Genomic DNA, 25,540 nt, shown 5'->3' on the forward strand with positions numbered 1-25,540 from the left:
TAAACAGACGCAATATGGTTTTATCCAAATTTGATCTGTAGATTGAATGAAAAAATGATTCTGTTTTATTCCCGCTCACTAGGCGGCAGTTTTTGTGACCTAAGCACGGATGTTAATACCGGCTTTTTTTTGCTGATGCAGGGTATGTGCGCTTTGCCAGCAGGTCAGCATAATACCCAGCCAGATTGGAATATAGGTACCTAATCCTGCGGCACTGAAGGGCTCTCCAAGTACAAACAGCGAGATAAAAAAGAGTAAAACCGGTTCAACATAGCCCAAAATACCAAGTAGGCCAATTGTCAGCAATTTACTGGCCATTAAATAACAAACAAAGGCGGTGGCCGTCATGATGCCAAGGCAGGGTAATAAAACCCAAAGCATGGGCGTTGTGTGCAGGGCATCTGTTGCAGCAGGGTGCAGATAAATCATGAGCGCTGCAACGGGTAAAATAAATAAGGTTTCAATTAAAAAACCACTGAATGGGTCGAGATGCAAGGCGCGGCGTATCATTAAATAAGGCGGGTAGCCAAGCGCGGTTACTAAAGTCACCCAAGAAAAAGCGCGCGTCAGCCATAATTCATGCATTACACCGATTAGAGCAAAAAAAACAGCCAGCCATTGCAATTTGCTGGGGCGTTCTTTGTAAATAAAAAAACCGACCAGCACCATCACAAGTGGTAATAGAAAATAACCGAGTGATACTTCTTGCAGGCGTCCTTCTAAGGGAGCCCACATAAACATCAGTTGCTGTATGGCCAGCAAAAGCGCATTGACAGGAAGAGCCAGCCAAAGAATCGGTTCGTGTCTGAAGCGCTGCAAGGTGCTGCGCATTTTCTTCCCGTGTTTTAGCAGGGCTAAAAGCAGCAACATGGCTGGTACTGTCCAGACTACGCGCCAGGCAAAAATGTCTAAGCCTTGAAGAGGGGTAAGCTGAGTGCTGTACCAGCCTAATACAGAGAAAACCAGCGAGGCGATGAGGGAGAGAAATAAACCTTGGCCAGAAAGCATGGATGATCTTTTTGCAGTGGAAATGGATGTTTGCTGTGTTTTTTGAAATAGGGAATAAATCGCCTCTTGGTTTTTCTGAGAGGATCACCAATGGCCGGGCTGATCCTGTGAAAAACACTGCAGATAATACCATTTGTCATGAGGGGTGAGCAGTGTCTGTTATCCCTCCTTTTAAATAGAAAGAAGCTTCATATATAATGCGCGCCAGGTTTTTGCATGAATAAGCAGGCCGTTTGCCGATTATATTGGTGAATGTTTTTTATGTGAATGCTCATCATTGATAAAAATAATGTGACCGTTTTTTGCAAAAAATAAACCGATTCTTGAGTAAATTCTTATTTACAAACTGGAAAAATAAATAAAACCGATATAGAGTGAAATTGAATCGCTCATTTCTGTGTCACTTGTTTTGTCAAGTAGCTGCAAGGGAAGGCAAAGCTTGGCAAAAGGTCGGTTTTTATTGAATGTTTAGCGCCTTTTTTTACATGACGAATCATTTCGTCTGTGGCATCCTGCTGTGTTGAGGAATTTGCAATTATATAAAGAGCTAGGGGCGATTCCAGATTTTAGTCAAATTTTATTCAGAATCATTAATCATGTACTCCCTTATTTTTATATAATGACCTGCATTATTTGTCATTTATTTGTAAAAAGACTGTTTGCAAAAAATATTGATTAAAAAATTAACGGGCTTCCTTGCATACTGATTATCCGAAGCCGCCGTAATTTGCTTAGAAATTTTTTATAACCTCGTTTGCCAGCCTGGCAAATTGCTGTATCTGTCATTGACTGAGATTAATCATGGTAATTACTGATCTTGCTCCAAACCTATTGTGGCGTCATTTTGATACGATTTGCCGCTTCCCAAGGCCATCCCGGCATGAATCGGCTTTGCGTGATCATATTCTGGCCTGGGCTACAGCGCGTGGTTTGCATGCACAGCAGGATAAGGGCGGAAACTTAATCATTCGCAAACCTGCCTCTGTGGGGATGGAAGACAGACAAGGCGTGGTCTTGCAAGGGCATCTGGATATGGTTGCGCAAAAAAATGCCAGTCATAGCCATGATTTTATGAAAGATCCTATCCAGACTCGTATTGAGGCGGGCTGGGTGCATGCCGAAGGGACAACCCTAGGCGCAGATAATGGAATAGGTGTTGCTGCAGCACTGGCCCTGCTGGAAAGCAATTTACCTCATGGCCCGCTGGAAGTTTTACTGACGATTGATGAAGAAAGCGGTATGACCGGTGCGCGCGCACTGGAACCCGGCATCCTGCAAGGCCAGCTGTTATTGAATCTGGATACCGAAGAATGGGGTGAGGTTTACGTTGGCTGTGCGGGTGGGGTGGATATCAGCCTGTCGCGCAAACTCAGTACCGAGCCACTTGCCGCTGGCTTTGATGTATTTGAAATTTCTTTAACCGGCCTCGTGGGCGGGCATTCAGGGGTAGACATTCACCTTGAGCGCGGTAATGCAATTCGCTTGCTGGCACGCGTGATTAATGCAGCCTGCCGTGATATTGAGGCTAAATTAGTTTCATTTAATGGCGGCACTTTACGCAATGCCTTGGCGCGTGAAGCCTTTGCCAAAATTTCGGTAGCGGCTTGCGATGCTCCGCGCCTTGCCGAAATTGTAGATAGTCATCAGGCTTTATTCCGCGATGAATTAGCGGGCACCGATCCTCATTTATCTATTGCCTTGAAACCATCCGTGGCCGATTTAGTGCCGGTGGCCGCTCATGCCCGTTTGGCGCTGGATATGCTGCTGGCTCTGCCGCATGGCGTACGCTGCTGGAGCAAATCTTTGCCCGGCGTGGTGGAAACCTCAAATAATCTGGGCGTGGTCAGTGTTGATAATGGCCGTTTTGAGGCCGTGCTGATGGTGAGATCGCTCAAAAATATCCGTATGCGCGAGCTGGCCGATGCGATTACTGCGGTGGGCCGCTTGGGAGGATGTTTGGTTGAGGAAGAAGGCGAATATCCAGGCTGGACGCCTGATCTGAAATCGACAGCTTTAGCACTTATCGAAAACGTCTACCAGCAGCGCTACGGTCAAAAGCCAAAAGTACAGGTTATTCATGCCGGCCTTGAGTGCGGCTTATTGGGCGCTGCTTATCCAAAGATGGATATGGTCTCTTTTGGCCCTACCATCCGCGGTGCACATTCCCCTGATGAGCGCGTTGAAATTGCCTCCGTGGCCTCTTTCTGGGAATTGCTGGTTGATACCTTGGCTGCTGTACCAAAAGCCTGAGTAAACACCATGCAAAAAGGCCAGCTTATTTAAGCTGGCCTTTTTTTATGATTAACTTGCCATTTTTAGGCCAACTACGCCGCTGACAATCAAACATAAAAAGAAAATTCGGGTAGAGCCCAGCGGATCACCAAACAACATAATCCCGCCTATAGTTACCCCAACCGCACCCAAGCCTGTCCAGATTGCATAAGCGGTGCCTGCCGGTATCTCTTTCATTGCATAAGACAGCAACGCCATATTTAAAAACGACAGGGTAACTGAACCTGCAATCACCCATGGATTGGGGTTTAATTGAACATATTTAAGCGATAAAGCCCAGATAATCTCAGTAAATACAGCAACACCTAATACCAACCAATAACTAAACATAACAAGTGCCTTGCACACCACGGGCTGACAGATCACACCGTATCGGAAACCCGGAAGAAATACGGTGCAGGCCATACAGATTTAAACGAGCGATTGCCGAATTAAACCAATGGCATAGATAAGCCGCTATTTTCGGTGAAGCAAGGGCAAGCAACAAGGGAAATTATTACTCGTAAGCCCAAAAAAAGCGGGCAATCAATGCCCGCTTTTTAAATACTAAACAGCAAGCTTACTTGCTGCTATTAATTAGATACTGTGCGGCTGCAGTAAATTCTGCGTCAGAGCCGCTATAACCGCCTTTCGGTGGCATCGCGTTTAGGCCCTTTGTTGCAATCGCAATTGCACTATCAACACCATCTTTTAAACGCGGAGCCCATGCTGCTTTATCGCCAAACTTAGGCGCGCCTGCTAGGCCTGCTGCATGGCAAGCCATACATACTGAATCGTAAATTTCTTTACCTTTAGTTGCCGGGTCAACTGCGCCATCCGCTGCTGCGCCTTCCACTTTAGGCTCTTCAAACTTAGCACCACCGGCATTTGCCATATAGGCCACGGCACGTTTGACTTCATCATCTGTTAAATCGGCTGCGCCACCTTTAACCGGCATGGCGTTAAAGCCTTTGATCGCATGAGTCCAGAGTGTTTCAAAGCCTTTGGAAATACGGGCACCCCAAGCACCTGCATCAGCAAACTTAGGTGCACCGGCAAGGCCAGTGCCATGACAGGAAACACAGACTGCTTCGTAAACTGCTTTACCGCTTTTTGATCCAGGAGGCCCACCATCTACAATCTTGATGCTGCCCACTGGCTGCAAGCGCGCTGAAACTGCCTCAGTCGTCATGGTCGAGCGAGTGATATCAACACCACTGCCTGACGTAAACAGCTTGATAAGCAGATAAACAAATAGCGGCACCCCAATCACTGCCGCCAGAATCATGCCAGCAATGCCCTTTGACGCTTTCACGCTGCTACCGCTCATTGTCATCCCTTTTTATGTAAGTTCATGAGTTGGAAATAAAACCATATACGATTGAGGGTGATTATACCGACATTTTGCAGCAAGGAACAAAGCCTGCACGTAGACTGGGGCGCATAAACACGTTATTATGCGGTCCTTCCTGTCGTGCGCTCATAGCTCAGTTGGATAGAGTGTCAGTTTCCGAAGCTGAAGGTCGTAGGTTCGATTCCTACTGGGCGCACCAACCAAATCAAGTACTTAGCTGTTATCACTGCTTGCATTCACTGCAAAAAAGCAGTTTATGGTTACAGTTATGGTTACAGTCTGTTTTTTTGCTGTAGCAAGCTCACTTTTTCTTTTCCCCGATTGATAGCCGCTTTAAATACAAAAAAATCGTAGTACTTATACGTCAGTTGCTGGTATTTTTTGAGCGATCTGCCAGCGGGCCTCTTTCTTCAGCTCAACCCTGTCTGTTTTTGTCTGAGATCATGGGTGTTTTAAACTTACCCGAAAACGTCTGTGTTCTCATCCTAGCGTGTATGGGGCAGCTTGAATTTGCTGAGTTGAATGGAAAGCAAATTAGTAGTCCTTGGGCGCTGAAAAATGCTTACTCCAATCTACTTATGCATGCCGAAGTACCCAGCCTCGCGCACGCACGCGTAAAGGCCTGAAAAATACAGCTCTTCACGGCCCTGTATTTACTTTAAAACTGTGATTAGTCGGCTAACGGGCAGACACCTTTCTTTGAAGCAATGGCTGTGCTTACACATAGTAAACAGCACATTTTGCGTATCTTAAATAACGTGCTGTGAACCACTTTTTTATTTTAATTCATTGTTTTGATTGAAAATAAAAAATAAAGGGCAGGGTGGTTATTTGTTTGTTTTTATACACAAATAGTATTTTGTTACTTCTGATAAACAAGCCCGTTTAATCCCATTTCTTGCTTGTGCGTCTGTTTTGCCTGAAAAATACCCGGTACTTTGGCGGAACTTTTAAGCGGAACTTTCACTGCAAAATCTTACTCCATTAATCCACCCAAACTCATCGAATTAACTCCCGACTTCAAGACCATCGCCAACTTCCAAAAAGACAATGGCAAAGCCATCATCAAAGTCTGTCACCAGTTCGTATTACTTTGCCAGCAGCTTGGTTTATTCACCGAAGCCATCGTCGCAATCGATGGTAGTAAATTCAAAGCGGTCAACAATCGAGACCGTAACTTCACCAGCGCTAAACTACAGCGCTGTATGGAAGAAATTGAAAGCAGCATTCGTAAGTTGTGTTTGATAGCGAATGCACGCGCCTGAAAATTGATCATCTTTTAATCCCACTTCGTCACCCACAAACCCACGGCATGGTGAAGCGCTTTAACGGGCGTATAATCCGCCGTCTTAGCTCAATTGGCGTTCAAGAAAGCTATACCGGCATCGCTGCCAAGATTAATCGTGTGACATTTAGTTTTTTGTTTTTTCTGCAGTGCATGAAGGCACTCGGTATCAAGGAAGTTCGACTATGAGTATGACAAAGATCGCTTTTGACCATATAGCTGCTAAACGCAAGCGGCCATGGCAAAACGAAGAAGAAGTGCGACTGGCTTGGGTGGCTGGATTGGAGGCAGCTATGGGCATCCACTTTGACGCTGAGAGAGCGAAAAAGGATAGTAGCTACAACAATGTAATCATTGAGTTCAAGGCTCCAAGCTTTTTCAAGGGTTCCAAGACTAGCGCTAAATTTAAGGAGGCAACCGACAAACGTTTGCTACCCTATATTCAGCGCGAAGCAGCCAAGTCTGGCATCCCTACCGAGGACTACATTGGTATCGCTATTGATGGCGATCATGTTTGTTTCGCCCAGGTACGCGCCGCAGTCATCTATTCACAACACTTAGTACCTTTCTCGGAATACGCCGTGGCGTTGGTGATTGAGGCAATCAAGGCTGACACGCGCCGCGCCATCACTGTAGATAACCTTCTTGCCGACTTCGGCCATAGTTCAGTCAATGCTCAAGCTTTAATGCAAGCCATGGCCGACGCGCTTGCCGCCGAATTGGCGGCAATTGGTAATTCCAAAATAAAAATGCTGTTCGAAGAATGGCGCACCCTTTACGGTCAAGTTGCCGATATGTCTGTTTTGCAAGCGGCCACTATCAGTGGGGAGATGGGCTTCGTTTGGAATGGGCACACGAATCAAGCTATGGCGGGGCGGTTGTTCGTCATCCACTCCTACAATTCGCTGCTTATTAAGCTCTTGGCTGCGGAAATTATCTCAGCCCACGGCTTGACTACAACGTTACAACCTGCGCAAGCAATGGCTGCTTTGTTGAGCGATACAGCCTTGCTGGATGCCTTGGATAAAGAAATCGAACATGCCGGTATTTTTGTTCAAGCCGGTATACAAGGTTTTGTTGAGGAAGCTATTTTTAGTTGGTACTTGGACGTTGCTCGCAACGCCACACATGCCCCAACACTTCTTCCTGCCCTACGCGGCGTATTGGCGTCGTTGTCGATGTACCGCACGGACTACATGACACACACGCGAGATGTATTACGTGATTTGTATCAAGGATTGGTTCCTGGAAAACTTCGCCAAAGCCTTGGGGAATTCTATACGCCCGACTGGCTGGTGGACTTTACAGTGAACAAAGCCCAGCAAGGGGCATGGTTAGGCAAACGCGTCTTAGACCCTACATGCGGTTCAGGAGCATTCTTGGTGGCCGTTCTTCGCCGTGTCCGTGAGGAAGCAATTAAGGCCGGATGGGACGCGGGACGCATTGTGCAGCACTTATGCACGTCAGTATGGGGATTCGATTTAAATCCATTAGCGGTACAAACCGCACGGGTTAACTTCGTTATGGAGATTGCTGATTTATTAAAAGCAGCTCCAGGTCAAACGCTGGAAATTCCGGTGCTTCTTGCCGACGCTATCTATTCTCCCGCGCCGAATCCGGAAGAAGGTCATGACGTGGTGAAATATCAAATCGGTAGCCAGGTGGCAGGGCTTGATATCGCATTACCTGCCGCATTGGCCTTTGATCGAGTGCGCTTGGATCAAGTGTTTGCGCAAATGGGCGAAGATGTGGAAAGCGACCTAGATTACGTAAAATCAGAAGCAAAGTTGTGTTTTGCTGGTCTGTTGAGCGCTACGGAAGCAGACGACTGGCGCGCCCCTTTGAAACATACCTACGACCAAATTCTGGACCTGCACCGTTTGCAGTGGAACGGCATCTGGTTCCGCATTGTGCGAAATTTCTTTTGGTCCGCCACGGCAGGTCACTTTGATTGCATCGTTGGTAATCCGCCATGGGTTCGATGGTCAAAATTGCCCAATGCTTATCGTGAACGGGTTAAACCAACATGCGAGCGTTACGGGATATTTTCGAAAAATAAGCGCCATGGGGGCAATGAGTTAGACATCTCCGCCATGATTACCTACACCACCTCAGATAAGTGGCTGAAACCGAATGGTCGGCTTGCTTTCGTTATCACCGGCACCATTTTCAAGAACCCCTCTTCGGCTGGGTTTAGGCACTTCAAGTTGGAACCGTCCAATATTAAGAGCCTGCATCTTGCGCCAATCGGCGTTGATGATATGAAGGCACTAAAGCCATTCACTGACGCTGCCAACCATACCGCCGTGGCGGTCTTCGACAAAACCAAGAAACCGGGCACTTATCCTGTTCCATACCGGCTATGGGACAGCGTCCCAGGTTTCACCAAAGCCATTCCCGCTAGTTCATCTTTATCTGCTGTGATGAAACGCGTTTCTATCACGGCCAAAGAGGCCGCGCCAGTTGATGGGAACGGTTCTCCGTGGGCAGTGCTGACTAAGGGCCGATTCAATACATTGAAGGCTTTTTCAGGTACATGCACTTGGGTAGCGGGACGTAAGGGCATCACGACAGACTTGAACGGGGTATATTTTGTGCCTGTCATTCAAGACAATGGCACATTGGTTCAGATTTGTAGCCGCCCAGATGCAGGTAAGAAGGCATTGGGCGCAGTCAAGACGGCGTGGGTAGAGCCGACGTTGCTTTACCCTTTGGTAAAGGGGGCTGGCGATTTTGAATCCTGCTATCTACGCCTGAATAATCCTAGTGCCGTTGATAAAGTCCTGTACACATTCGTCCCCAATATTGGCATCGACAAGGCTGATTACACTGCCAGCGAAATTGCCATGAATGGCGCTCCTCTGAAAAAAACCAAGGCGTGGTTTACCGCATACAAGACATTATTGGAAGCACGTTCCACGTATAGGCGTCAAATGAATGGCGCTCCTTTTTACGACGTGTACAACGTTGGTGACTACACCTTTCAGCCGTGGAAGGTGGTATGGCCGGAAATGTCCACCCGCTTCTACGCCGCAGTGGCAGGAAGCTCCACAGTGCCGGTAGTAGGCGTGCGCCCATATATTCCAGACCACAAAGTGTATTTTGTTGGATTCGATGACAAGAAACCGGCGCATTTTTTATGCGGTCTATTGAACACACCCATGGTGCGTGAATGGGTAGAAAGCCATACAGTATCCATTCAGATGGGGGACGTATTCAAGCACATGAATCTTCCCGAGTACGACGCAACGAATACCTCGCACGTAGCACTATCAAAATTAGTGGAGAAAGCTCACGGTGAGCACAACGCTATGAAACGTGCACAGGTAGTTGCTCAGGTGGAGAAAGACGGTGAAGCCGTCCTGACGACATGGATATCGTCAACAATTAAATAAGGGCGGTTAACTGCGGTTCACCGTTGCTGCAAAAATCCTTGTGCGGCTGCTTGCAGCCCGCACATGAAGCGCCAGCATGGAAGTATGAGATTCAGCAGGCTTTCAATAACCGGATCGCAGCCCTACTGAGCTAAATCTGTCAGCCATTTTGAACATGAATAACCCCCGCTACCCGCTGGAGCTATTCTTGCGCGTGGTGACGGTATCACTAAAAACAATGAAAATCGTTAAGGCTTTGCCCGCATTAAATCTGGCTTAATCACCCAACATAAAAAAGCCTCATCCTTGCTTGGATGGGGCTTTTCTTTAGTCATATTTACTTTCTTGCTGGGCGGAGTTTGATATTTAGAAATTTATTTTTTGGCTGGTAATAAAACATGATAATTTTAGTTTTTTAATTCGGCATTTTTCTAAAAACAATGTTTTCACTGTGCCTGATAATAATTTGCACATCTGTTGTGGCAAGCTCTAGCAGCTTGCCACTTAGATTGTAAGAAAACTGCACCTCGCCTTTTTCATGGAATTTGATGTAATGAGATACCGAGTCATATAGCTGCGTGATTTCGTGCTTATCAATATCAAAAATATTTTCAATGCCAACAGATTTAACGCTGGTTAAATCCATGCTGATTGAATCTTTAGAAGAAAAAACCAAAACTCCTTCTGAATTAGTAAATACATCCATCGTGTCATCAGGGGTTATTCTGATAGGTTTTTGATTGTTTGGCATAAATTTAAATTATTTTTTTTAGTTAATGTGGCGATTTTAAAAAAAAGTGAGCTCATCTTTATATGATAGCTTGTTCCAATTTTTGGCTATGCTCATGCATGCGCTATTTTTATTAATCCCTAATATGCGATTGGCAGGTTAATATCATACTAATTAAAAGTGGGTTAATTGAGTATGCTGAGATTGTTTAATCCATCTACTTTAATTTAAAGACACAAAAAAATACGTTAGCCATTATTTAGTACTCGCAATGATTTCCACCCCCCTACAGCCATCACCTCTGGCGATAAGGGCGCCAAGTCTTTTCTTGGGGTGACAATGCTTTTCCCCACCCTGCTCGGATTTCCGGGGGAAATGGGGCTTCGAAAGCGGTTTTATGCGAAAGCCAGTTAAAGGAGCCCCAGAGGATAGAGAGAGGCACAGAGACAGGGAACGTCAATAAAAATAAGATAAACAAAATAGGTCTATCTCTTGCCCACTCATTTGCCCGTGCACCCAATGGACTAACCACCCCCATCGACTGCCACCATGTCGAAGGGGGGGCCTCTGCTAAAGACTCGCCAGCTGGCAAAGCCGGGCCATTTTCCTCCATATAGGCACGCAGGTATGTCCAAAATGCATGAGCAGAATATTCATCCATTTCCAGTGGATTGCCAATCACAAAAAAATCAACAAAATCCGGCTTATCTTCGTGCTTTAACATTCGATCCCATGCTTTATTATGGTCGCTTTTTTCTGCTTGTTTTTGTGCAAAATCAGGGTCTTCAATTCCAATGGCTAATGTATTGGTAGTCAAAGGCCCACCCCTGAGTACAACAGTTTTCGAGGCAAAAACAAACACTAAAGCATCCCAGTTGTATTCAATAACTAAGGTTGGCCAAGTGTAAAATGGGTTGCATTTTTTAAAACTATTTTTAAAGTAATCGAGCATTTCTGGGTAATCGCGAACTATCCGGTAAACTTTTTTATTCTTCCTATCTAAAATTAATGACCCACTTTTTAAAGTAAAAAAATCAAACCTAAGCATGAGGATCTCAAGAAGAGAAGTAATAATAAAGAAGGAAAGGCAAAAAGAAAGAAGTATTATATTGGATAAAAAAGAAAGAAAATCAACAACTTGAATTTGAAAGAAACCAAAATAAAAGGTAAATAATGAAAATGGAAAACACATACAAAATACGAACAATGCAAACATTGATGGCATGCCGCGTTCGCACTGGTGAATATCGCTTAACTCGATGGCGGACGAGTAAATTGTTTTAACTTCATTCAAGCTACTGCCTTTGTAACGCGGAGTCGTTTCTTTACTAAGATATGTTGCAATCCCTATACAGGATGGATGAAGTTTTATAGGTAGCTTATCTCCTTTTAATAGGCGATATGGAGCATTAAAATCAGTTTTGGTCATGGGCTTTTAATTATTTAGATGCAATTGAAATGTTGATCTTTTGATAAGCAGTGGTTGTGGCCGTTGGGGTCATGAGATTTTATTTTTTTAGATGAAATTGAATTGTTAATCTAATTACAGCGATTCCTGCTTTATTTGCTGCTATCGCACAAGGCGATAGCAGTGCTAAGGCTTATTTCTTGGGTAATACTGGCTCTCCCCACTCTGCACGGATTTCAGGGGGAAATGGGGCTTCGAATGCGGTTTTATGCGAAAGCCAATTAAAGGTGCCCCAGAGTAAATACAAGGGCCCAAAGATAGGGAAAAACAAAAAGGACATCACCACAAAAATAGGATGGTCTTGATTCCACTTTTTTATATTTGGACCATATGGGCCAATACACCCCATAGATTGCCACCAACTATTAGGGGCAGCCTCGGCTAAAGACTCGCCAGCAGGCAAGGCTGGGCCATTGTCTTCCATATAGGCATGCAGATAGGCCCATAATGCCTGCACGGAATATTCACTCATAACCAGTGGATTACCAATGGTAAAGAAGTCAACAAAGTCTGGTATTGCCTCGTGCTTTAGCATTTGATCCCAGGCTTTATCATGGTCACTTTTTGCCGCTTGTTTTTGTGCAAAATCAGGATCTTTAATCCCTACACCTAGGGTGTGAACCGTCGATGGTAATTGCCCCAACATCACAACTTTTGAAACATAAACAAATATTAATGAATCCCAATCGTATTCAACAATAACGGTAGGCCAAGCATAAAATGGATTACGTTTTTTTAAGCTATTTCTAACGTAATCGATAAGGCCAGGTATGTTTCTAAAAACACGATAAATTTTTTTCTTTTTCCTATCAAAAAACAAGCTGTCGTTTTTAAGTGAAAACATATCGGCTCTTAGAAAATATACGCCGCCATGGAAAGTAACACAAACGCCAAAAAGGCTAAATGCAAACATAACCAAAGCCATCAGAAAAAGAACTACCCCTGCACCATTAAAAAACCATGTAAAAAAATAGGCGCTATACATCATCAGGGGGAAAAACCCAAAAATGATGAGCATTGCAAACACAGTTACAAGACCACGCTGATAATGTGTGGTACTGCCCAGCTCGATGGCAGCTGGGTAGATCGTTTTAACTTCACTCAGCGTACTGCCACTTTGCCGCGTGGTTGTTTTCTTATTCAGATACGTGACAGTGCCTAAGCTGGATGCATCGATCATTGCTTGCGGGTATTCTCCTTGCAGTACACGATAAGCAGTGGTGGTTGCCGTATTTAATGTCATTTTTAATAAGCTCACGGATATTTAATCGAGGCGGGTGCAGATTTATTTACGGGCGAAGATTTATTTGCGGCCGAAGGTTTTTTTTCTTCATATTTAATTTGAGGTTCAGATTCAGTTTGGCTGCTCTTTTTTAAAGCCTTAAACAAAGCTTTTTCTTCTTCTGCCGATGAATTAAACCTATTTGCTTTACCAAAATAGCAATCTTCGGCCCAATCCTGAAGCGCGGTGGGTGTTAGCATTGCAGAGCCAGAATATAAAAGTACACCCAGCCCCATTAAAACCAAGGCCCAGCCAGTTAAGCTCAGGCCCAAAATAGCAATCCCCCCTTCGGTGGTCGCCGCTGCGGCAGAAACAAGCTTCCCTGTTCGCAGCCAGATAATCACTATCTCACCTGTAGCAGCCATGCCTGAGAACCCACCTAGGCCATATAAAGCACTTGTACTTCCCCACGCAAATGATGAGTTCATATCATTGCGCTTAAACCGCTCCCCGGCAAAAGTAAAAGCCTGCGCAGCATCCACCAACAAAGCCCCCCAGCCTGCTACACCACCTACGGTTTTCAGCACCATAGTAAGAGCACCATGCTTCGCAAATTGTGCCGCAGCAATGCCCGCCAATTCCCCGGTGGCCCCAACCGTACCTAAGCCATTGCTAGCAATACCAAACCAGGCATCGCGCAAGGCTTTTTGATCTTCGGGGCTGGCCGCCGCTAAAGATTGAAGGCTGCCATTTAAGCCCAGCATTTGTAGGGATAAAAAGCCGATGGCGATGCGGCCTTCTGCCTTGATAAAGACCGCTTTACTACCACGCCAGCTGTTTTCTTTTAAATTATATAAGGCTTCTTTGGCCGTCTCTGCCACGTGGCTTTGCTGAGCAAACATTTTGCCAAAATCCTCTGCCGATACCTTTTGTATCCCCGCTAAGCCTTCCGCGCTTAAATTAAGCTTAGAGATATTCAAGGTTACTTTTTCAGCGTCTTTTAGGGCTGCGGCGCTTTGTGAGGCTTGCTTCAGCTTATCGGTATCGGTAAGTACATGCAGCTCGATCAGGCTTTGCTTGCGCATGCTATTCATCAGTTTTTTACTTGGCGTATAACGCTTACTAGCAAGTAATGCAATCGCCTCGTCAAAAGGCAAGAACACACTTGCTAATACGGGCCGAGGCTTGATCTTGGTTTTATCTCGCACACTAGCCAGAATATGCTCCAGATTCTGGCCAAGCAAAGCCATGCTAAGCAGCTTGCGCTCTACGGTTTTAAAGCTATTGTGCTGACTGGCATAGCCCACCGCCCCGCCAATCAGTGCCGTAGAAATACCCTGATGAAAGCCAAAGACCGCCTCATTCATCCAGCTAAACTTAGCGCTAAGCTGCGGCATAATTAAGTCTTTGAGCAGGTTGTAACTTTTGGCCTGATTATCTTCGGCCACATATTCAAACAGTGATTTTTGATTAGAAAACTGCGCACGCAGCATCACCGCATCCTGCTCGGTAATTTTTTTAAGCGCCTGTTGATACGCCAGCTCGGCGCTGCTAGGGCCCATGCTGCCCCCGCCGTAAACATGAAATGCCTCTTCGCTATAACAAGTCCCCGCACTATGGTGGGTTTGCTTCGGATCGTTCGGATCGTTCTCATCAAAATGCAGGGCAAAACAATCGGTCACATTTTTTTGAGATGCGGCGGCGTAATCATCATCGTATAAGGTGATGATCTGATCCATCTCAGCCATTTTTGTATCGTACTCGAGCATAAACTGTGCACGTTTTGGCTCATCAAAAAAAGTACTTAGTTTTGCCCAGTCTGTTTGGGTGCGCTCATTAGCCTTCGACTTACGAAGTTCATCATCTTCCAATTGATAAACCTCTCCCATACTCGCGGGTGTAACAGGTTGCCCCGCATGAGTTGGCTTCCATATGGTGTCTTTTAGGCTGGGTCGAAAAGAGGGGTTAAGCTTATTTTTGTCATATAGCGCTTTATTCATTGGGCCGATACGTCTTTGTGCCCCATCGAACAAGGTGGTTCCAGTCTTCTTATAATGATCCTCACCGATGCAATTTTTTACCCCAAGAAGAAAGCCTGAGCATAAGACACCCCGGCTGTAAGTGACTGCAACTTCACTCTTCTTCACCAGCGCACGCATGCGCAAGTGGTTTAGCTCGGCAGAAACCGCCACCGGGTCTGGCAGAGCAAACACAAGGCCTTTATCTTTGGTCTTGGGGTGCATATTGCCCAATTGCTGCATATGCCCATTCAGTTGGTCCAGCGCGCCTGCTTCGGCTTTAAAGGGGAAGTAGGGATCCGCGTCTTTGCCCGGGCTGATATAGCGCAGCGCATATTCAGCAACAAATTTACCCGGGCTTTCTGCTTTGGCAACAAATGCATTATCTGGTGCTTTTCCGCTATCTAAGTAGGCTTTAACATCAAGGCATTGCATGACTTTTGGATTGGCTTGATTGGTTTTTTTTAGCTTGTCATTCCATAAGTTGGCGCTATAAGCCAGCCATATCTTCCCCGTTTTATGCGCTTGGGGAATCGTCAGCAAACGCACTTTATGCAAATGGCCGGGTTTATCACAAGAAAAAGGCTCTGCCAAATAAAAGGAGGGATGTGAGGCAGAGTAAAGCGCCCCTTCTGGCGTAATCCGGTAAATATCCCAGCCATCTTTTTTACCTGCTGGCGGGGTTTCATAAAACACATATAAATAGCCCCGGCGCAGGGTTCGCAGTACATAGCGCGATTGCTTAGGCGTAGCAAGCTGAGCCGCTTTTTGCGCAATGGCGTGCGAAAGCAGCTTTGCACTGCCGGGGGGCTGTAAATCTGCTTTATTCGCAATCACGGAGGGGCGCACCAATAGAATAGGCAGGCCACTTTTTTCACATGCTCTACATGTATCTGTCATTGGTTTTCTTTAGGTGGTAAGTGCAGCATGATCTGATCCCATTGGCTTTCTGTGATTTCAGCCAAGGCGGCATTCAAAGGCGTTTGAGTTTCTTTGGCGTTTTTAAAAATGGCAGCCATGGACGGGTGCTGCCAAAACTGCGGATATCGATCCGCATAGAGGGCAAAGGCCACTTGATCATCGATTTGCGGCCAGCCCGATTCCCTTGCCGTTTTTACCCATAGCCGTGCATTTAAATACATCTCGGCATAGGGGGCTGATCGTGTGGCATACCATTGCGCTAAAGTACGGTTAATTGCCTCAGCATCGAGGATGGCTTCTGCTTCATGGGGCTTTAATGTCAGCGTTGCCTGGCTGCCCCCGGCGCTTTGTAGATGGGTGACTCTGCCGTCGATAGATAAAAAATACCAGTTAGAAACAGGCCCAAGCCACAGACTGATGCGCTCTTCACCCAGCAGCGCTAAAAGTAAGGGCAATGTTCTGGGGTCAGCGGCTCTTAAATAGCGCTTACCTGCGTGCCCCTTTATTCTTTGCTGCATCATTCTGGCCAGCCATGCTGCCAGCTCTTCACTACTCGCATGGCTTTGCAGCCAGGCGCATACAGGCAGCCCGCCAAAGCCTCTCTCTAGCAGTACCAGATTATTTTCTAAGGCAATCTGAATAGACTCTGCAAATAAAGGGTCTTCTTTGCCCTGCAATTGCACTAAATAGGGCAATTGGGCATAAGGCAAAGGCGGCTCGCTAAAAGTCAGCATGGTGATGCACCGGCCATCCCAAGCTGCTGTTCGGGAGTCTTGCAGAGTAGGTGTGTTTTCTGGTGGCGCAGCATCTGGCCCACCATCCAAGGGGCGTGGCTCGCCCAGCATGGGATCAATCAGCAGATAAAGCGCGACGTCTTGTTTTGACGATCCAATTTGTGCTGCCAGCTGTGTAATATGTGTCGGTTCTATAGCCAGTGGAGGCCATGGGTCAAAGAGTGCTGTGTTTTGCATTGATTTTGGCCTGTGTATCAAAGAACGGCTGCGCCGCCCGCAGCGGCATCTTTCATTTTTTGTGAACAATCCTTAGCTTGAACAAAGGGCACAAATTGGGGTGTTAAGCTCGCTGGGCCGCTCATATCATGATTCGCGCCTTTCACCGTAATCGTTCCCGGGCAGTGGATTTCGATGTTGCCGCCTTTTAGCCGGATATATCCGCCACCAGCCGTAACTAAAACTTCATCTTTAGCCGAAATACTGAGCAGCCCCTTGCAAGCAGTTACTTTCAGGTCTTTATCACCAGTGATTTCAATATCATCGCTCTGCGCTTGCAACTGGATTTTGCCTTTGGCTGCGATGAGCTTTAGCGCGACTTGGTCTTTTACCCCGGCTACAAACAGGCTGATGTTCTGGCGGACGTTGTGAATCCAGCGGCGGCCAGAGGTTTGATTGGTGTCTCTTTGGGCGACCAGATCTAAATTAGTACCTGCGGTGAGGGTTTGGCTTTGTGGGCTGGTGATTGCCACTCCGTCCTCGCCGTGCAGCAGAATGATGCTCTGCTGGCCTGCTTGCTTTTCAGACTGGCTTTTACTGTCTTTATCCGTGTTCGTGCCTGCTTCTAGGCTTTTGCTTGCATGGATGTGATGGTGAAAATGGCCTTGGCTGTTTTTGTCACCTGGGCTATTGTCCGGATTAATCGTTTTATTGTCTTCGCCGGTTTCTATGGTGTCCGCAAGCTGGTTGGTGGCGGTTTCACCTAGGCTTTGAGCCAACGCTAAAGCTGATTCCAGCTGGCTTTGTGCGGGGCTGTGGTCAAGTTGTTTACCGCTGGCGCCACTTTTGGCTTCGGTGCTGATCAGCAGGCCATTGGCGCGGATTGCGCCTTGGTTATCCGTGCGCAGCTCGAAGCCTTCGCCGCGTGGCTCACCCTTACCATCGGTTCTTGGGTGGATCAGATAACCCAGGTTGAGCTGGGTTTTGCCGTGCTCGCTGGATAATTTGGTACGAACTTCGCCCTTAGTATCATCAAACAGCAGCTCGCCATACTGGGCACCTTCATGCTCTTTGGTTTTGATGCCAGACAGCGTTTTATTCGCTGGCAGTGCGCCTGCGCCACTAAAGGCAGGCACTGGGTGGCTGCCGTTATAAACGACCCCAGTGACTACAGGACGGTCGATATCGCCTTCAACAAAGCTGATGGTCACTTCCTGGCCGATGCGCGGGATGAACTGATGCCCCCAGCCTGCGCCAGCCGATGGCGCGGCGACGCGTATCCAGCAGGAGGATTTGTCATCTAGGTTGGCACCAAACTCGGGGTGCTCAGCGGCACGCTGCCAGTGAAATTGTACTTTTATTCTCCCCTGCTCATCGGTGTGGACTTCTGATCCGGCAGGGCCAACTACCGTGGCGGTTTGCAGGCCTGGGCTGGTGGGCTTGGTAAATTCTTGCTCGCCCAGATGGCTGAGCACAGGCTGGCCGCGTCTTTGCGCGGTAAAGTCCGCCAGGTAAGGCGCGTTGTCATTACCAGAAGTGGCAAGTAGGCTGGGTGCAACCAGGCCAAGTTGCTGGCTTAAATCTGCAGGTAAATTATTGTTGGCGGTGAATGTCAGCCCGGTAATGGCAAATTCGCGCTGCTCTGCGCTATCCCATTCGTGCGCGGGGTGATCTTCCAGACGGAACCATTGCCCAGCCTGCAGGCTGCGTAATGTGCCAGAGCCGGTAAATGATTTTTTTTGCCCATCTAAAGCATCCTGACGCAGCTTGGCATCATTGCTGAGCTGATCCGAATCGCTGGCGTAATAATGTGTTTGCGGGTCGTAATATTCGAGGCTGGTCTGGATTTGTTGCCCGCCATCACCCTGATCAATGGCGCTGTCGCTTAAGCTGTGGCTGGTATTGGCGGCTTTGTAATCAAAGCTGGCAAGGGCCACCGAGCTGCTGCCAATTTGCCGTTGGGTATTCCATGCGGTAAGCGAATCACTTTCTTCTGTGGCGTCCGCCCGATGGAATCTCACCGCAGATTCTGCCGCTTCGGGCAGGCCAAAAGCATCGTCAAATACAATAAGCTGAACCTGAGGTGTGTCTCCGGGCAAATGCTCAAAGCGCCATGCCAAGCCACTTTCTTTCATTAAGCGGCATAAAAAGGCGTAATCATCTTCGCGGTATTGCAGGCAGTAAGAGCGCGGCGGGTATTCTGCCGATAGTTTGAAATCCAGCGTTTGTACCGAGGCAAACACAGGATTTTTGGCCTGATGCTCCGCCAGTACCTGCTTAATCAGATCTGGAATAGATAAATCCTGAAATACACGGGAAGTGCGGCGGTATCTGAGCAGCGCGAATGGCGGCTCTACGGTAATAGAATATTTAGCGAAGCCACCATCTGAGCCTAAAAGCTGCGCCTGCGAGATGACGCCACAGCGCTCGATCGCATCGCCATTAGCATCGGCCACGGCCAGAACAACCGGCAGGCCAAGCAGCGATTTAAGCTCTAAGGCCGCATCAGATGACAGGCAATCTATCTGATAGCGATAGGCCTGATTAATCCCCTCGCTGCCTGTTACACGCTGAGGTAAAAGCTGCTCGCCCCACGCTACGCCATCGCCCAGTTGGAGAGAGATAAGACGCTGCTCTTGACTAAACGCAGAGGCAAATGAAGCAAGCAGATCACTAAGATTCATGATAAATCAACGATGTATGGCGACCGTAAAATATTACACGAAGCTTTAAGTTACCTGTTTTGTGATTTACCCTATTTGTGTATATTTACTAATTTATTAGCCAATTAATGTAAGCAAAACAATGTATGCGCTAAAAATGATTATGCAGAACTTCAAAAAATAGTAAACGTCATTAAAGTAGGGAGAGGTAATACCAGATTGCCCGGCTCCTAAGTTGCTGATCAAAGGTAATTTGTGAGAAGTGCAAAACCGATAGCCGTGGTAAAGAGATGAAAGCATGGTGGATCCAGCCTGACTGACGCCCAGCCTCGGCTGAAGTAGCCGCCAGAAAGATAGTTATCTTTATTGGCAGCAATAAGGATATGCCCGTTAGGATCCATGATCCGGTCTGCGCCGGTGTGCACAGTGCCCTTCGTAATAAGCGCTTGAGAATAACGGGCATGCAAGTGATTTGCTGATCATGCTGATGATCAGGTAATCAACACCTAAAACACCGCCTAGAAGGGCACAGGCGCAGCCACAAGGCAAATTCAGCTTGCAGCTGGTTTGTAAGTCTAAGCGAAATACTGAATGCGCTATTGCAGCCCTCACGCTGGTTGCGCTTTTAAAGTGGGCATGTTTACTGGCTTTTACGCCACTCTGCATCCTGCTGCTGCATTAGCTTGTGCCACTGCTGGCGCATGGCGGGGAGAAATGCAGGGGGTGCTCCGGCAAAATCCTTTTCATCGGCGTAGCAGCCTGGTAAAGGCAGCTCGTCAAAGCCAGCCGTTTTCTTGCTGTTAAGCAGAGCTTGCTGGCTGCTGCGGCTGCAATCAGCAAGTAGTGGTGTACCCGACAACTGGCCGGTATCTGTATCCCGCCAAGTTACACCGAAGCGGTCTATGCCCCGCAAGCCGTATTTAGCCTTGCCTGCATGCAAAATAAGCTTGTAACTATGCGGGCTGACATCGCCGGTGCAGGTCTGGCTGTATCCAAGTATGGTTTCCATTACCCCATCACCATTCAGATCTGCCACGCGGGTGGCGGCCGGATCAAACGCGGCCACCACATCAAGCGGGCACTGCTCCACCCCGTCCTGCAGCAGCCATAGCCGCCGGGGCTTACCGGCACTGAGTAAATAATGGGCCGCGTAGACATGTGCATCACGCATATCATCAGATCCATCTTTAGAGGGCTGAAAATCACCCTCAGCCTGGCTGAGCAGCAGCAGATTATCGCCACTTTTATCCTGCCAGCGTAATGCCTGCAGCAGCTTGCCCTGAATGCTGATTCCGGGGGGGATATCTTTCACTTTGCTGAGCAAGGTAAGTGGGGCAGAAGCAGGGCTTTTATCCGCCTGCACCGGCTGGCTGGGTTGCTTGCATGCCGTAAGAGCCAGCAGCGCTGCCGCTAATATAAATCGCATCTGGATATTTTCCTTATGGCCAAACTATAGATACTGACTTTCATGATTCTTTATCAAAAAAGCGCTTTGAGCGCATTTTACGCAAGATCTGTTAATGCCACTTATCTCTTCAGGCCATCAAGATCTTTGTACTTTAATATTCTATTTAATTATATAAATCTAATATTAAATTCTTTTTTAATATTTAAATCGTCAGGCATGATGCATTCATTGCAGTTGATTACCAAATTCTGAATCTTCTATCCAAGATTCACCTCAGTTTTAATATAACTTGATAAGAGAATTAATCATGAAACGCTCACTATTACTAGCTTTGATCCTTACGACGATTGCTGGCCCAGCCTTGGCTGATAAGCTGGACGATATCAAAAAAGCGGGTGTATTACGTGTAGCCGCTTTTGACAGCAATCCGCCTTTTGGCTTTGTAAACGAAACCACCCGTCAGTTGGTGGGCTTTGATGTGGAAATCGCTCAGGCGATTGCTAAAAAGCTGGGGGTAAAGCTGGAGCTGTTGGCAACGAATCCGGCCAATCGCATTCCTTTACTCACTGCAAATAAAGTGGACTTGGTTGCGGCTAACTTTACGGTTACCGAAGAGCGCCGTAAGCAGGTTGAATTCAGCACGCCCTACTTTGCCACTGGGCAAAAATTTATCGCCAGAAAAGGCGTGCTTAAAACTCCTGAAGATATCGCCAAACTGCGCATCGGTGTAGATAAAGGCACCACGCAGGAAACCCTGCTGCGCGAAAAATACCCAAGCACTCCTGTAGTGGCTTATGACGATACGCCATTGGCTTTCACCGCGCTGCGTAATGGCAATGTACAAGCCATTACCCAAGATGACGCCAAGCTGCTGGCATTGCTGGCCAATGCGCCGGACAAAACCAAATACGAGATTTCCCCTTTTGCATTGACCCGTGAATATCAGGCCATTGGTATTCCGCGTGGCGAAGAGCGCCTGAGCAAAGAGGTGAACGGCGCCTTGCTGGAGCTAGAGAAATCTGGTCAGGCAAAGAAGATTTATGATCACTGGTTTGGCCCGAAAAGCCGTGCAGCTCTACCGCGTGATTTTAAGATTGGTGACAAGGTTTAATTAAGCGATTCTCTCTCTGAGCCTTGCAAACATGGTGTTTGCAAGGTCGCTGGAAGTGTTTTTTGTAGGTGCAGTAAACAGGTATTTGCAATTTTCGGATGAAACAGAAAGCAACCGTAATGAGCTTTACCTGCGCTTTAGACATTGTTTTATCTCCTGGTATCGACATTTTTTAGCGCAAGGGTTTGCCCTTGCGCATTTTTTTATTGGAGTAAGGGAAATGAATCCCCCCGCATGGCTGGGCAATGGCTGGCTGGATTGGCCGCATATTCTGACGCTGGGCCAAGGTTTGCTGATTACCTTATTACTCTCTGTGGCCGTGATTTTCACAGGAACACTGGCGGGCGTGGCGCTGGGTATTGCCCGCCATCAATCACGCAGCCGGATTCTGGCGCTGCCGCATCATCTGATCCGCAATATCCCGCTGCTGGTGCAAGTGCTGTTCTGGTATTTTGCCGTGGGCTCCTTGCTGCCCGAGGATTGGATGCTTTGGCTCAATAGCCCGCATATGCTCTGGCAGGCAGGGGATATTTTTCTTGGCCTGCCCTCGTTTGAGTTTATCGCTGCATGGGTGGCTTTGTCGCTCTACGCCATGGCCTTTATTGCCGAAGATATTCGCTCTGGCATGAATGCCGTGGGCCAGGGCCAATGGAATGCGGGCCGCGCTTTGGGGCTGCGCCCACTGGATGTTTTGCGCTGGGTGATCTGGCCGCAGGCGATTAAAACTGCATGGCCGCCGCTCTTAGGGCAATGGCTGAACACCATTAAAAACACTTCGCTGACCATGGCCATTGGCGTGATGGAGCTCTCTTACCGTTCACGCCAGATCGACGCTCAAACCCTGCTGACCTTCCAATCTTTTGCCGTGGCCAGCGTGTTCTATGTACTGCTGATCGTGCTGGTGCAGCGCACTTTGGCAAAACCTGAAGCTAGGCCTGTACGGAGGTGGGCATGAATACCGCGGTGATTAGCAATAATCTGTTGTTCTTTTTTGTCGGCGCATGGCCCAACGGCCCGTTGGGCGGCATAGCCCTGACGCTGATTCTGGCATCTAGCGCTGCCGTCCTCGCCAGTATTTTAGGGCTGGTCTGGGGCATTAGCCTCACGCTAAGCCAGGGCTGGCTGCGGCGGATTTTGCTGGCAGTCTGCGAGCTGCTGCGCGCTATTCCGGTTTTGCTGCTGATATTTTGGTGCTACTTCTTACTGCCGATTGCCTTTGGCATCGACATCCCCGGCGTGCTCACCGTGATTGCCGCGCTGTCGCTGGTTTCTGGCGCCTATCTCGCTTACACCGTGCAATCGGGCATACGCGCCGTGCCGGATGGCCAGTGGGAAGCCGCTCACGCCAGTGGCCTGAACCGCTATCAAGTCTTGCGCCTTGTTATCCTGCCGCAAGCGCTGCGTATTGTGCAGCCCTCTTTTGTAAATCAGTGGGTGGTGCTGGTAAAAGACACCTCGCTGGCTTATATCGTTGGCGTGGCCGAATTCACCTTCGTCGCCAGCCAGGTCAACAGCCGCGAGCAAGTCTACCCGCTGGAAGTCTTCGGCTTCATCGCCCTGGTGTACCTGCTGCTATGCACCGCCGTGCAATGGCTGGGGAAGCGGGTGCTGGCTAGGCGTTTGGTGGCTTAGCTCTGCAGGGAAGCAGGCCATTTGATTTCACAAGATAAAGCTTCATTTTAGGTAAGTGATTTTTGCACCATAATTCTGGCATTACCCACGGGCAAAACAGCTGATGTTTTGCCCGTTTCTTTTTGTAACGTCCCCCGCCTTAGCTCAAAGCCTCACAGGGCAGTTTCAAGCAAATTCTTCCACTTCCCCTCAAATTTCCACTTTGTAGTGGAAATAAAACAGGTACAAAGCGCAGCTCACTTTGCTTACGATGAGTCATCGAATTAATCACAGCTAGCTATCACAGGCTTGGGAGAAAACATGGGTGAAATTGCAGAAGTAAGCGATGTAGAGATTCAGGCTTTGGCCGAGCGGGTGCTGGGTGAGATTACGGAGTTGCTGGAGGTGGAAAACAAATACCTCAGCGATGTGCAGCAAATGAAAATGGATGCACATATCAAGGCGATGGCGCGGCGTTCTTTAACGGGTGAGGGCCTGCCTGATTTTGATGCTGATTTATTTGATGAGATTTCAGCCCCTGCGATGCGGCTATCCGAAACGGTGACGGCGATGTTTGGTAATTTGCCAAACAAGGAAGCGCTACTGTTATCGATTCATTTTGAAATGGCAAAAAGTAAATAGTGTTTTTCAGTATTTTTTCATTCAAGAAAAGGAAATTGAAATGACTCAAATCACCGTGGTAATTGGCGATCGTTTAGGTAAAGGTCAAAAAGTAGGCGCTGGCGTTGAATTGGCACAAGGGCGTGCAGTGGTGATTCCGGGTGTGGCTGCGGATATGAAGCTGGGTGATGTGATGAAGGCTGAAAACGCGCAGCTGGGTATTTCATTTTGTGGCAGTGGCGGGGCAGGGGCGATTACGGCGCAAACCAAGCATGGCTATAAGGCCAAGTATGGGATGCGCTCGGTAGAAGAAGGTGTGGCTGCCATTGAGGCGGGTTACACCGTTCTGGGCTTTGGTTTTATGGATAAGGAAGAGCTGGGCCAGCGTTTGGTTATGGCTTATCAGAAAAAGTACGGCAATTAAATGAAAGAACACTTCCAGAGCAAGGTGATTGTGAGCGGCATGGGCGACAGCAAAGCCAAGGCTTTTTCCGATGCGCTATCCCAAGTGCAGCGTGCCGTGATGGCGGACAGCCAGAAGGTGTTGCTGCGCATCGAGCCACAGGATGTGCTGGTGCTTAAAGCGGAGGAGGCACAGATTAAGGAGCGATTTTTATTCTTGTTTTTGCCGCGTATTCGCTCGCATTACAAAGTGCAGCTGGAAGTCAGTGTGAGTGTGACGGCGATTGATACCGATCAGGTGTCTTTTACTGCTCATCCATCCAAGTCCTAAGAGGAAGGCCGTATGTTGCTGATGATATTAATGAAGTCGCTGGTGATTGGCGGCTTGGTTGGTTTTGCTGTTGGGGCGGGGGCTGCGCGGATGTTTCATGCACCAACGGCACAGGGGATTGGGGCGTTTCGTACTTTAGGCGAGCTCAATTCTTGTGAAGGCGATGCGGCTTCGCATTTCTCCTTTGGCTTGGGCTTCTTTTTTAATGCTTGGGCCTCTTCCGTGGCGGCAGGGGCGTTTACTCAGGATGTGGATCATCGCGTGATTCCGCATTGGGGCGCTGCAGCGCTGATGAGCAAAAATCCAAATCTGGCCGAAACCCTGCACAACCCCAAGAAAATGGCGCTGGCCTGTGGCTTGATCGGTATGGCGGTGGTGGCGTTTTTAAATACCACCGCCTCAGCCGTGCCGCCTTCTTTGCAAGTCACTGCGGTTAAAGTTCTCGTGCCTGCGGCCAATATGCTGGTCAACATCATCATGCCGGTGATTTTTTGGCTGGCAGCGATTGAAGCGGGCAAACGCTCGGGCTTTTGGGGGACGATTTTTGGTGGCTTAGCGCAGCTGATTATGGGCAATGCCGTACCGGGCCTCGTGCTGGGGATCTTGATTGGTAAAGGCGTTGATGATGGCGGCTGGAACAGAATCACCAAGTCGATGATGGTCAGCGTGGTGATGTTATTTGTATTAAGCGCCTTCTTCCGTGGCTTTGATTTGAAAATGATTCAATCCTTCCATTTAGCCATACCGGCTTGGTATGAGCTGCTGCACAACACGCTGAAGCCTTAAGGAGAC

20 protein-coding genes, 1 tRNA gene and 1 pseudogene are annotated in these 25,540 nt (G+C 47.9%); 12 read left to right on the top strand and 10 right to left on the bottom strand.

Annotated features, from left to right (window positions below):
• Positions 1-99: 99 nt before the first annotated feature.
• The gene (gene rarD, locus DYD62_RS04340) at positions 100-1,008 is read right to left on the bottom strand and encodes an EamA family transporter RarD (RefSeq protein ID WP_115226229.1); all 909 of its coding nucleotides are present in this window, start codon (positions 1,006-1,008) and stop codon (positions 100-102) included.
• 801 nt (positions 1,009-1,809) lie between these two features.
• Between rarD and DYD62_RS04345 the strand changes: the two genes are divergently transcribed.
• Positions 1,810-3,258 carry an aminoacyl-histidine dipeptidase gene (locus tag DYD62_RS04345; protein WP_172476477.1) on the top strand — a complete coding sequence of 483 codons (1,449 nt, stop codon included), beginning with the start codon at positions 1,810-1,812 and terminating at the stop codon, positions 3,256-3,258.
• A gap of 51 nt (positions 3,259-3,309) precedes the next feature.
• On the opposite strand, the gene DYD62_RS04350 is transcribed toward DYD62_RS04345, so the two are convergent.
• The gene (locus DYD62_RS04350) at positions 3,310-3,630 is read right to left on the bottom strand and encodes a DMT family transporter (protein ID WP_115226231.1); all 321 of its coding nucleotides are present in this window, start codon (positions 3,628-3,630) and stop codon (positions 3,310-3,312) included.
• Between the two features lie 229 nt (positions 3,631-3,859).
• Positions 3,860-4,609, bottom strand: a complete 750-nt coding sequence (locus DYD62_RS04355) for a c-type cytochrome (protein WP_115226232.1) — start codon at positions 4,607-4,609, stop codon at positions 3,860-3,862.
• Between the two features lie 146 nt (positions 4,610-4,755).
• Between DYD62_RS04355 and DYD62_RS04360 the strand changes: the two genes are divergently transcribed.
• The 4 genes and pseudogenes from DYD62_RS04360 to DYD62_RS04375 all read left to right on the top strand — a co-directional run bounded on the left by DYD62_RS04360 (position 4,756) and on the right by DYD62_RS04375 (position 9,313).
• A tRNA-Arg gene (locus DYD62_RS04360) sits at positions 4,756-4,832 on the top strand.
• 808 nt (positions 4,833-5,640) lie between these two features.
• Positions 5,641-5,868: pseudogene (locus DYD62_RS04370) on the top strand (transposase); the annotation flags it as partial.
• A 77-nt stretch (positions 5,869-5,945) separates the two neighbouring features.
• Positions 5,946-6,107 carry a DUF6471 domain-containing protein gene (locus tag DYD62_RS23910; RefSeq protein ID WP_373280365.1) on the top strand — a complete coding sequence of 54 codons (162 nt, stop codon included), beginning with the start codon at positions 5,946-5,948 and terminating at the stop codon, positions 6,105-6,107.
• A complete protein-coding gene (locus tag DYD62_RS04375; RefSeq protein WP_207916743.1) occupies positions 6,104-9,313 on the top strand; it encodes an Eco57I restriction-modification methylase domain-containing protein in 3,210 nt (1,069 codons plus the stop codon). The genes DYD62_RS23910 and DYD62_RS04375 overlap by 4 nt, the downstream gene beginning before the upstream one ends.
• A 394-nt stretch (positions 9,314-9,707) precedes the next feature.
• On the opposite strand, the gene DYD62_RS04385 is transcribed toward DYD62_RS04375, so the two are convergent.
• The 7 genes from DYD62_RS04385 to DYD62_RS04420 form a co-directional block, all read right to left on the bottom strand.
• On the bottom strand, positions 9,708-10,043 hold the full coding sequence (locus tag DYD62_RS04385; protein WP_132038724.1) for a hypothetical protein: 336 nt from the start codon (positions 10,041-10,043) through the stop codon (positions 9,708-9,710).
• Between the two features lie 274 nt (positions 10,044-10,317).
• Positions 10,318-11,451 carry a DUF6708 domain-containing protein gene (locus DYD62_RS04390; protein ID WP_132038723.1) on the bottom strand — a complete coding sequence of 378 codons (1,134 nt, stop codon included), beginning with the start codon at positions 11,449-11,451 and terminating at the stop codon, positions 10,318-10,320.
• Between the two features lie 172 nt (positions 11,452-11,623).
• On the bottom strand, positions 11,624-12,508 hold the full coding sequence (locus DYD62_RS04395; protein WP_132038722.1) for a DUF6708 domain-containing protein: 885 nt from the start codon (positions 12,506-12,508) through the stop codon (positions 11,624-11,626).
• Between the two features lie 236 nt (positions 12,509-12,744).
• Entirely contained in the window at positions 12,745-15,630 is a 2,886-nt protein-coding gene (locus DYD62_RS04400) for a T6SS effector BTH_I2691 family protein (protein ID WP_115226236.1), read from the bottom strand.
• Positions 15,627-16,622 carry a DUF4123 domain-containing protein gene (locus DYD62_RS04405; RefSeq protein ID WP_115226237.1) on the bottom strand — a complete coding sequence of 332 codons (996 nt, stop codon included), beginning with the start codon at positions 16,620-16,622 and terminating at the stop codon, positions 15,627-15,629. Before DYD62_RS04405 ends, DYD62_RS04400 begins: the two co-directional genes overlap by 4 nt.
• 17 nt (positions 16,623-16,639) lie before the next feature.
• Positions 16,640-19,285, bottom strand: a complete 2,646-nt coding sequence (gene tssI / locus DYD62_RS04410; RefSeq protein WP_115226238.1) for a type VI secretion system Vgr family protein — start codon at positions 19,283-19,285, stop codon at positions 16,640-16,642.
• Positions 19,286-19,904: 619 nt separating this feature from the next.
• A complete protein-coding gene (locus tag DYD62_RS04420; RefSeq protein WP_207916740.1) occupies positions 19,905-20,690 on the bottom strand; it encodes a M949_RS01915 family surface polysaccharide biosynthesis protein in 786 nt (261 codons plus the stop codon).
• Between the two features lie 289 nt (positions 20,691-20,979).
• Here DYD62_RS04420 and DYD62_RS04425 point away from each other — a divergent pair, with 289 nt between their 5' ends.
• The 7 genes from DYD62_RS04425 (at position 20,980) to DYD62_RS04455 (ending at position 25,534) form a co-directional block, all read left to right on the top strand.
• Positions 20,980-21,783 (top strand): ABC transporter substrate-binding protein, encoded by an 804-nt coding sequence (locus tag DYD62_RS04425; protein WP_115226240.1) that lies wholly within the window; start codon positions 20,980-20,982, stop codon positions 21,781-21,783.
• 220 nt (positions 21,784-22,003) lie between these two features.
• The gene (locus tag DYD62_RS04430) at positions 22,004-22,738 is read left to right on the top strand and encodes an amino acid ABC transporter permease (RefSeq protein WP_115228201.1); all 735 of its coding nucleotides are present in this window, start codon (positions 22,004-22,006) and stop codon (positions 22,736-22,738) included.
• Positions 22,735-23,415 carry an amino acid ABC transporter permease gene (locus DYD62_RS04435; protein WP_115226241.1) on the top strand — a complete coding sequence of 227 codons (681 nt, stop codon included), beginning with the start codon at positions 22,735-22,737 and terminating at the stop codon, positions 23,413-23,415. Before DYD62_RS04430 ends, DYD62_RS04435 begins: the two co-directional genes overlap by 4 nt.
• A gap of 300 nt (positions 23,416-23,715) precedes the next feature.
• A complete protein-coding gene (locus DYD62_RS04440) occupies positions 23,716-24,036 on the top strand; it encodes a glycine dehydrogenase (RefSeq protein ID WP_115226242.1) in 321 nt (106 codons plus the stop codon).
• A 40-nt stretch (positions 24,037-24,076) separates the two neighbouring features.
• Entirely contained in the window at positions 24,077-24,439 is a 363-nt protein-coding gene (locus DYD62_RS04445) for an SFCGS family glycine-rich protein (protein ID WP_115228202.1), read from the top strand.
• Positions 24,440-24,748, top strand: a complete 309-nt coding sequence (locus DYD62_RS04450) for a DUF4312 family protein (protein WP_115226243.1) — start codon at positions 24,440-24,442, stop codon at positions 24,746-24,748. It begins immediately after the preceding gene.
• A gap of 12 nt (positions 24,749-24,760) precedes the next feature.
• Positions 24,761-25,534: a DUF4311 domain-containing protein gene (locus tag DYD62_RS04455; RefSeq protein ID WP_115226244.1), complete on the top strand. Its 774-nt coding sequence runs from the start codon at positions 24,761-24,763 to the stop codon at positions 25,532-25,534.
• Positions 25,535-25,540: the final 6 nt, after the last annotated feature.

It is taken from the genome of Iodobacter fluviatilis (assembly GCF_900451195.1).
Lineage (GTDB): Bacteria > Pseudomonadota > Gammaproteobacteria > Burkholderiales > Chitinibacteraceae > Iodobacter > Iodobacter fluviatilis.

Coding starts and splice junctions, on each gene's coding strand:
- rarD (WP_115226229.1), bottom strand. CDS start 1,008: ATGCTTTCTGGCCAAGGTTTATTTCTCTCCCTCATCGCCTCGCTGGTT.
- DYD62_RS04345 (WP_172476477.1), top strand. CDS start 1,810: ATGGTAATTACTGATCTTGCTCCAAACCTATTGTGGCGTCATTTTGAT.
- DYD62_RS04350 (WP_115226231.1), bottom strand. CDS start 3,630: ATGTTTAGTTATTGGTTGGTATTAGGTGTTGCTGTATTTACTGAGATT.
- DYD62_RS04355 (WP_115226232.1), bottom strand. CDS start 4,609: ATGAGCGGTAGCAGCGTGAAAGCGTCAAAGGGCATTGCTGGCATGATT.
- DYD62_RS23910 (WP_373280365.1), top strand. CDS start 5,946: ATGGTGAAGCGCTTTAACGGGCGTATAATCCGCCGTCTTAGCTCAATT.
- DYD62_RS04375 (WP_207916743.1), top strand. CDS start 6,104: ATGAGTATGACAAAGATCGCTTTTGACCATATAGCTGCTAAACGCAAG.
- DYD62_RS04385 (WP_132038724.1), bottom strand. CDS start 10,043: ATGCCAAACAATCAAAAACCTATCAGAATAACCCCTGATGACACGATG.
- DYD62_RS04390 (WP_132038723.1), bottom strand. CDS start 11,451: ATGACCAAAACTGATTTTAATGCTCCATATCGCCTATTAAAAGGAGAT.
- DYD62_RS04395 (WP_132038722.1), bottom strand. CDS start 12,508: ATGCTCATCATTTTTGGGTTTTTCCCCCTGATGATGTATAGCGCCTAT.
- DYD62_RS04400 (WP_115226236.1), bottom strand. CDS start 15,630: ATGACAGATACATGTAGAGCATGTGAAAAAAGTGGCCTGCCTATTCTA.
- DYD62_RS04405 (WP_115226237.1), bottom strand. CDS start 16,622: ATGCAAAACACAGCACTCTTTGACCCATGGCCTCCACTGGCTATAGAA.
- tssI (WP_115226238.1), bottom strand. CDS start 19,285: ATGAATCTTAGTGATCTGCTTGCTTCATTTGCCTCTGCGTTTAGTCAA.
- DYD62_RS04420 (WP_207916740.1), bottom strand. CDS start 20,690: ATGCGATTTATATTAGCGGCAGCGCTGCTGGCTCTTACGGCATGCAAG.
- DYD62_RS04425 (WP_115226240.1), top strand. CDS start 20,980: ATGAAACGCTCACTATTACTAGCTTTGATCCTTACGACGATTGCTGGC.
- DYD62_RS04430 (WP_115228201.1), top strand. CDS start 22,004: ATGAATCCCCCCGCATGGCTGGGCAATGGCTGGCTGGATTGGCCGCAT.
- DYD62_RS04435 (WP_115226241.1), top strand. CDS start 22,735: ATGAATACCGCGGTGATTAGCAATAATCTGTTGTTCTTTTTTGTCGGC.
- DYD62_RS04440 (WP_115226242.1), top strand. CDS start 23,716: ATGGGTGAAATTGCAGAAGTAAGCGATGTAGAGATTCAGGCTTTGGCC.
- DYD62_RS04445 (WP_115228202.1), top strand. CDS start 24,077: ATGACTCAAATCACCGTGGTAATTGGCGATCGTTTAGGTAAAGGTCAA.
- DYD62_RS04450 (WP_115226243.1), top strand. CDS start 24,440: ATGAAAGAACACTTCCAGAGCAAGGTGATTGTGAGCGGCATGGGCGAC.
- DYD62_RS04455 (WP_115226244.1), top strand. CDS start 24,761: ATGTTGCTGATGATATTAATGAAGTCGCTGGTGATTGGCGGCTTGGTT.